Source organism: Collimonas sp. (genome assembly GCF_044339385.1).
GTDB lineage: Bacteria > Pseudomonadota > Gammaproteobacteria > Burkholderiales > Burkholderiaceae_D > Collimonas.
In genome coordinates this window covers 1-6,762 of sequence record NZ_JBIIVN010000143.1, presented here as the reverse complement: position 1 = coordinate 6,762, position 6,762 = coordinate 1, and the positions used below count along the sequence as shown (strand labels likewise).

Here is a 6,762-nt window from a genome sequence, read left to right as displayed (position 1 = left end):
GCTGAGCGCTTCAAACAACGTCAATTACAAGATCAAGCGTTAAACGCGGCGGGCCTGCCGCTGAATGAAGATAGCGATGTTCGGACCCGCCTTTTCCGCAAAACCCTGAAGGCTACGGCTGGAAAAAATACCGACTTCGTCGATGTCAGGGCGGCTGGCTTCTCACGAAGTGAAGCAGAAACTAATCTGAATGCGGCAGTCAAGGCACTCATCGATACGCACAACATGCGCTCGGCACCGATGATCAAAAACCTGGATGCAAGACTACAGAACAATGCGCTCCAAATGGCGCAAGCGACTCCCGAGAGAAACCGCCTGGATTTGAGTTTGAAGAATGCCTCGGCAGCCGGTGCCAAATTTGAACCTAGCGTAGTAGCGATCAACTTGCTGGCCAAACAGGAGGAGTTAATACGAAGCCTGACGACGGAGCAAGCAAGTCTGGTTGAGGTCCGCACAAGAATCAATGCGTTCCCGACCATGCTGGTTGACGCCATTTTTGTGCCGGAAAAACCTTACTTCCCCAAACTCAGTGTGTTTCTTGCTGTAGGGCTGTTTATCGGCGCGATAGCCGGCAGCGCCCTAGCCTTGTTTTTGGATCGCAATCGCGGCAAAGCAAAGACATAACAATCTGAGCAAGAAAAAAATGTGACAAAAAGATGTTGCAAATTCGCGGCAAGATTGATTCAAAGCTGGATAAGACTTCCATTTATTGGTTTTACCCGCTATAATCCAGTTCTTCCCTACACAAACTTGGTTTTAATTTACATGACCACAATTCGTCTTAAAGAAAACGAGCCGTTCGAAGTCGCTATGCGTCGCTTCAAGCGCACCATTGAAAAAACAGGTTTGCTGACTGAGTTGCGTGCACGTGAATTTTACGAAAAGCCAACTGCTGAACGTAAGCGTAAGCTGGCAGCCGCTGTCAAGCGTCATTACAAGCGCATTCGCAGCCAGCAATTGCCGAAAAAACTGTACTAATATTTGCACTAGTTCTTCATCGCACCTGGTGCGGTTGATTGAATAGCGTTACAAACCCGCTCCGGTGTTGCTCCGCAGCGGGTTTTGCCGTTTTTTTCCGTTTTTTTTTCATTTATCGCAATGTATTTTCTTGCGATAAAAACCAACGATAAAATCTCACCGCATTCCGGCACCTTGATTTTCCGGCCAATACGGAAAACACCACTACTTGGAGAACTGCATGGGCTTGAAAGAACAGATTACCGAAGACATGAAAGCGGCGATGCGCGCCAAGGACACGGCAAAACTAGGGACGATCCGGCTGATTACCGCCGCGATGAAACAGAAGGAAGTCGATGAGCGCATCGAACTGAACGACGCTCAGGTACTGGCGATCATCGAAAAAATGATCAAGCAGCGCAAAGACTCAATCACCCGGTTTGAAGCCGGTGGCCGACAAGACCTGGCAGACATCGAAAAAGCCGAACTCGTCATTCTCACGACATACATGCCGGCAGGCGTGTCGGAAGCGGAAATACAAGCCGAGGTGGCAGCAGCCGTTAGCGCCAGCGGCGCCGCCGGCGCGCAAGACATGGGCAAGGTAATAGCCATACTCAAGCCAAAGCTGGCTGGCCGTGCCGACATGACTGCGGTATCGGCTATGGTAAAAACTGCGCTGACCAACGCCTGAACACCGAACACAACCCATCTCGCGCTGGCAGCCCTCTCGACTCTACGTGATCCCGCAATCGTTTATCCAGGACCTCCTCAACCGCGTCGACATTGTCGACGTGGTGGGAAAGTACGTCCAGTTGAAAAAAGGCGGCGCAAACCTGATGGGTTTGTGCCCGTTCCATAGCGAAAAATCACCGAGCTTCACGGTCAGCCCGACCAAGCAGTTTTATCACTGTTTCGGCTGCGGCGCGCATGGCACCGCGATCAGCTTTCTGATCGATTACTCCGGACTGGGTTTTGTCGAAGCCGTCAAAGACTTGGCGCAAGACGTCGGCATGACGGTACCGGACAACGACGACAAAATTCCACCTGCGCAACGCGCCGAGTACCAAGCCAAGAGCCTTGCCTTGTCGGAGGCGATGAACAGCGCCTGCGATTTCTATCGGCAGCAATTGCGCAGCGCGACACATGCAGTCGACTACCTGAAACGACGCGGCCTGACCGGTGAAATCGCCGCCAGGTTTGGCCTTGGCTACTCGCCCGACCACTGGGACAGCTTACGTCAGGTCTTTCCCGATTACGACGTCACGGCACTGGTCGAGGCCGGGCTAGTGATCGACCGCACCGATGAAGAAGGCAATAACCGCAAACGCTATGACCGATTTCGCGATCGGATCATGTTTCCAATTCGCAATACAAAAGGTCAGGTAATCGGTTTTGGTGGCCGGGTGCTCGATGGCGGTGAGCCGAAGTACTTGAATTCGCCGGAAACACCTCTATTTCAGAAGGGAAGCGAACTGTATGGCTTGTTCGAAGCGCGTCAAGCAATCCGCGATGCAGGTTATGTGCTGGTAACCGAGGGTTATATGGACGTAGTGGCGCTGGCCCAGTTGGGATTTCCGCAAGCGGTAGCCACTTTGGGAACTGCTTGCACGCCGACTCATGTGCATAAACTGCTGCGCCAGACCGACCAGGTAGTATTCAGTTTCGATGGCGATCGCGCCGGCCGCAAGGCTGCACGACGCGCACTGGATGCCTGCTTGCCACACGCCACCGATGACAAAGTCATCAAATTTCTGTTTCTGCCGCAGGAACACGATCCAGACAGTTTTGTCAGAGAAATGGGTGCAGAGGCATTTGAGCAGCAAATCCATGACGCGATGCCGTTGTCGCAATTTTTACTCAACGAGGTCACAGCCGAAGCCGATTTGAATACATCAGAAGGACGAGCACGAGCCCAATTCGATGCCAAACCTCTGCTGCAATCGATGCCGCCATCCTCATTGCGGCTGCAAATTGTCCGCGGACTGGCGCAACTGACGCAATCGACGCCGGCTGAAATCGAATCACTGTTCGAGCTAACCAAGCCGATTGCCGCCGCACGCCGTGCGCCGCCACGCAGCAACCGCCCTGCCCCGGTGGGACTGGAGCGGCAAATCATTCGCCTGCTGGTGGCACATCCGGCCTTTGCATCCGAACTGGACGATTCGGCGCTGGATGCGGTAGCGCACTTTGCGCCGGATCGGGCAGAAATGCTGGCACGTCTGATTACCGCCAGCCACGAAATGGGCGGCCAGGCCAATTTTGCAACGCTGGCCGAACATTTACGCGACGGCGGCGAAGATTTTGACTCATTGATCGCGGAAATTGCCGCCGAATCGGAATCGGAAACAGAAGCTGCAAGATTAGAACTAGCAGGTGCAATTCGCCAGACTAAAATGAAGATATTGAAGGAAGAACTTGATCAATTGGCGGCATCCGGGCTGGGCACTGACGAAGCACGCCAGCGCTATCGGGATTTGATGCAAAAGCAGGAGCAATTGCGACGCGAAGCCGAAGCGGAAACCAGTTTGCGCTAGCAACTTGCCGCAACCCGGCAGATTCAGATCGCGATGAAGCCCGCCCAGGCAGATTCCGGGGCGCTTCGATTGGAGCAAAGCCCCTCCATATGCTATAATTAAAAGCTTTAGATTCAACGCCTTAGAAGCAGCCGATTTGGCTGATGAATTGATAGTAACACCAGTTTTGTTTGAGCGAGAGAAATAGGAAGATAGTTAGGAACGTAGAGAGATGTGGTTCGCAGGCGGCTTTGTCGGCGATTTAAACTTGGTAAAATTTAAACGGACAGACTGCAGGCAGTAGTAACCATAGCGCAAATCAGTGTAACCAAATTGATATTTGATTCCATGGCGAACGCAATGAAGAGACCTGCAAAATCCCTGACACTTTCCGTTAAAAATGCGAAGCCGGCAGCGGCCAGATCAAGCGCCTCTTCCTCAACACCGAAATCCTCCTTAAAGAAAACGGCCGTTCCACCGGAAACGCCGACTAAGCCCGTAAGCAAGAAAGTCGCTTCTAAAGCAACTGCGACGACCACGAAAAAAAGTGCATCAAGAACTGTTGCAAAACCAGTATCTGTGAAATCGAAAGCCCCTGTGACAAACAAGAAACCTCAACTCAAAGTCGTCAAATCATCCAAAAATGCAGCCGCGGCTCCGGTCAAGGCCGATGTTAGCGTGATGATTGGATCAGGCGTAAGTCAAACCACGGATGCCGCAACACTGGCGGCGATTGACACCTCCGGCTATATCCTGCCGTCGGTCAAGGTGCCGGGACGTCGTGGTCGCAAGCCAAAAGAATTCCAACCTGAGAACGATGAAGTAGCGGCGCTGAACGCGGTCGAACGCGCTGAACTGAAAGCCGTCGACAAGGCCAAAGCCAAGGATCGCAAAGCCAAGGAAAAGGCGTTGTTGAAAGACGCGTTCTCGTCCGATACCGAAGTTAGCGAAGAAGAGCTCGAAGCACGTCGTCAAAAGCTCAAGACCCTGATCAAGATGGGCAAGGAGCGCGGCTTCCTGACCTTCTCCGAAATCAACGATCACCTGCCTGAAAACATTATCGACCCGGAAGCCATTGAAGGCATCATCGGTACGTTCAGCGACATGGGGATTGCCGTCTACGAACAGGCGCCTGACGCAGAGACATTGCTGCTGTCCGACAACGTTGCCACCGTCGCCAGCGATGACGACGCCGAGGCAGCGGCTGAAGCCGCGCTATCGACCGTCGATTCGGACTTCGGCCGCACCACCGACCCGGTGCGCATGTATATGCGTGAAATGGGTTCAGTCGAGCTGCTCACCCGCGAAGGCGAAATCGAAATCGCCAAACGTATCGAAGACGGCCTGAAAGACATGATTCAGGCGATTTCGGCTTGCCCGACCACCATCGCCGAAATCCTGCTGGCCGCCGATAAAATCTCCAAAGACGAAATCAAGATCGATGAAATCGTTGACGGTCTGGTTGACCCCAACCAGACAGATGAAGCCGCAGCCTTAAGTGCAGCCGCGCCTGCGGCCGACGACGATAGCGAAGAAGACGAAGAAGACGAAAAAGAAGAGGACGAAGAAGATGACGCCAGCTCGTCATCCGGCGCGGCCGGCTTCTCGGCTGAACAGTTGGAACAATTGAAGCGCGAAGCGCTGGCCAAATTCGAAACCATTTCCACGCAATTCGACAAGATGCGCAAGGCTTTCGAAAAAGAAGGCTATAACTCGAAACCGTATATCAAAGCCCAGGAAATCATTTCCAACGAATTGCTCGGCATCCGCTTTACCGCCAAGGTCGTCGAAAAACTGTGCGATACGCTGCGCGGCCAGGTTGACGAAGTGCGTCAGATCGAGCGCCAGATTCTGGACGTTGCGGTCAACAAGTGCGGCATGCCGCGCACGCACTTCATCAAGGTTTTCCCGGGCAATGAAACCAATCTTGACTGGGTTGACGGCGAAGTTGCCGGCAATCACGCGTACAGCACAGTGCTAAGCCGTAATGTGCCGGCAGTCAAAGAACTACAGCAACGCCTGATTGATCTGCAGGCGCGCGTCGTGCTGCCTCTGCCAGACCTGCGCGGTATCAACAAGAAAATGGGTGCCGGCGAGCGCAAAGCGCGCATGGCCAAGCGCGAGATGACCGAAGCCAACTTGCGTCTGGTTATTTCCATCGCCAAGAAATACACCAACCGCGGTTTGCAATTCCTGGATCTGATTCAGGAAGGCAACATCGGGTTGATGAAGGCGGTAGACAAGTTCGAATATCGCCGCGGCTACAAATTCTCGACTTATGCGACATGGTGGATCCGTCAGGCCATCACCCGTTCGATCGCCGACCAGGCTCGCACCATCCGTATTCCGGTGCACATGATCGAAACGATCAACAAGATGAACCGCATCTCGCGCCAAATCTTGCAGGAAACCGGCGCGGAGCCGGATCCGGCAACATTGGCGATCAAGATGGAAATGCCGGAAGATAAGATCCGCAAGATCATGAAGATCGCCAAAGAACCGATTTCGATGGAAGCACCGATCGGCGACGACGACGACTCGCATCTGGGCGATTTCATCGAGGACAACAACACCCTGGCACCGGCCGATGCAGCGTTGCACGCATCGATGCGCGGCGTCGTCAAGGACATCCTCGATTCGCTGACCCCACGCGAAGCCAAGGTGTTGCGCATGCGTTTCGGCATCGAAATGTCGACCGACCACACGCTGGAAGAGGTCGGCAAACAGTTCGACGTAACGCGTGAGCGGATCCGTCAAATAGAGGCTAAAGCGCTGCGCAAGCTGCGCCACCCATCGCGCTCCGACAAGCTGAAAAGCTTCCTGGAAGGTAATTAAGCGAGATAATATTGAATCTAACAGTGAATCATTCAGTATTTTGGCTGATTCACTGTAACTTACGCTACCTTTAGCCCCGGTATTTTTCTATAATACAAGACTTGCCTGCATTTCAAGATATCGTTGACCGACAGTCCGGTAAATCACCGAAGTGTCGTGCGACAGTCGTCGGGAATTGGGCCCCTAGCTCATGCTTGGTTAGAGCAGCGGACTCATAATCCGTTGGTGCCCAGTTCGACTCTGGGGGGGCCCACCAAACAATATGAAAATTAGTTAAATAAATCAAATATTTAGCTGAATTTTCACCACTCGTTATTCATAATGATAAGTGTGTTACGGCTGACCGAAAATTGACCCAGCAAAGGGCATAGTGCTGATTCAAAATTGACCCAGGTGTTCTACTTGTCCTGTCTAATTTTTAGGCAGGAGATATAAGGTGATCACCATGGAAATGTTA

Annotated in this window: 6 protein-coding genes and 1 tRNA gene; 6 read left to right on the top strand and 1 reads right to left on the bottom strand. The window is 52.8% G+C overall.

Annotated elements, in window-relative coordinates; all coding sequences use genetic code 11:
- The 4 genes from ACIQ0R_RS10250 to dnaG form a co-directional block, all read left to right on the top strand.
- A partial coding sequence (locus tag ACIQ0R_RS10250; RefSeq protein WP_395826849.1) for a hypothetical protein occupies positions 1-624 on the top strand: 624 nt, incomplete at its 5' end.
- Between the two features lie 141 nt (positions 625-765).
- The gene (gene rpsU, locus ACIQ0R_RS10245) at positions 766-978 is read left to right on the top strand and encodes a 30S ribosomal protein S21 (protein WP_005665410.1); all 213 of its coding nucleotides are present in this window, start codon (positions 766-768) and stop codon (positions 976-978) included.
- A 220-nt stretch (positions 979-1,198) separates the two neighbouring features.
- Positions 1,199-1,648, top strand: a complete 450-nt coding sequence (locus ACIQ0R_RS10240) for a GatB/YqeY domain-containing protein (protein ID WP_395826844.1) — start codon at positions 1,199-1,201, stop codon at positions 1,646-1,648.
- A gap of 46 nt (positions 1,649-1,694) precedes the next feature.
- Complete coding sequence (dnaG, locus tag ACIQ0R_RS10235) at positions 1,695-3,491, top strand: DNA primase (protein ID WP_395826841.1); 1,797 nt, start codon at positions 1,695-1,697, stop codon at positions 3,489-3,491.
- Between the two features lie 257 nt (positions 3,492-3,748).
- On the opposite strand, the gene ACIQ0R_RS10230 is transcribed toward dnaG, so the two are convergent.
- On the bottom strand, positions 3,749-4,078 hold the full coding sequence (locus tag ACIQ0R_RS10230; RefSeq protein WP_395826839.1) for a hypothetical protein: 330 nt from the start codon (positions 4,076-4,078) through the stop codon (positions 3,749-3,751).
- On the opposite strand from ACIQ0R_RS10230, the gene rpoD reads away from it, so the two are divergent.
- Together rpoD and ACIQ0R_RS10220 are read left to right on the top strand one after the other, a co-directional pair.
- Positions 4,068-6,305: an RNA polymerase sigma factor RpoD gene (rpoD, locus tag ACIQ0R_RS10225; RefSeq protein ID WP_395826837.1), complete on the top strand. Its 2,238-nt coding sequence runs from the start codon at positions 4,068-4,070 to the stop codon at positions 6,303-6,305. The genes ACIQ0R_RS10230 and rpoD overlap by 11 nt on opposite strands.
- 177 nt (positions 6,306-6,482) lie before the next feature.
- Positions 6,483-6,561, top strand: a tRNA-Ile gene (locus ACIQ0R_RS10220).
- The last annotated feature ends 201 nt before the right edge of the window (positions 6,562-6,762 follow it).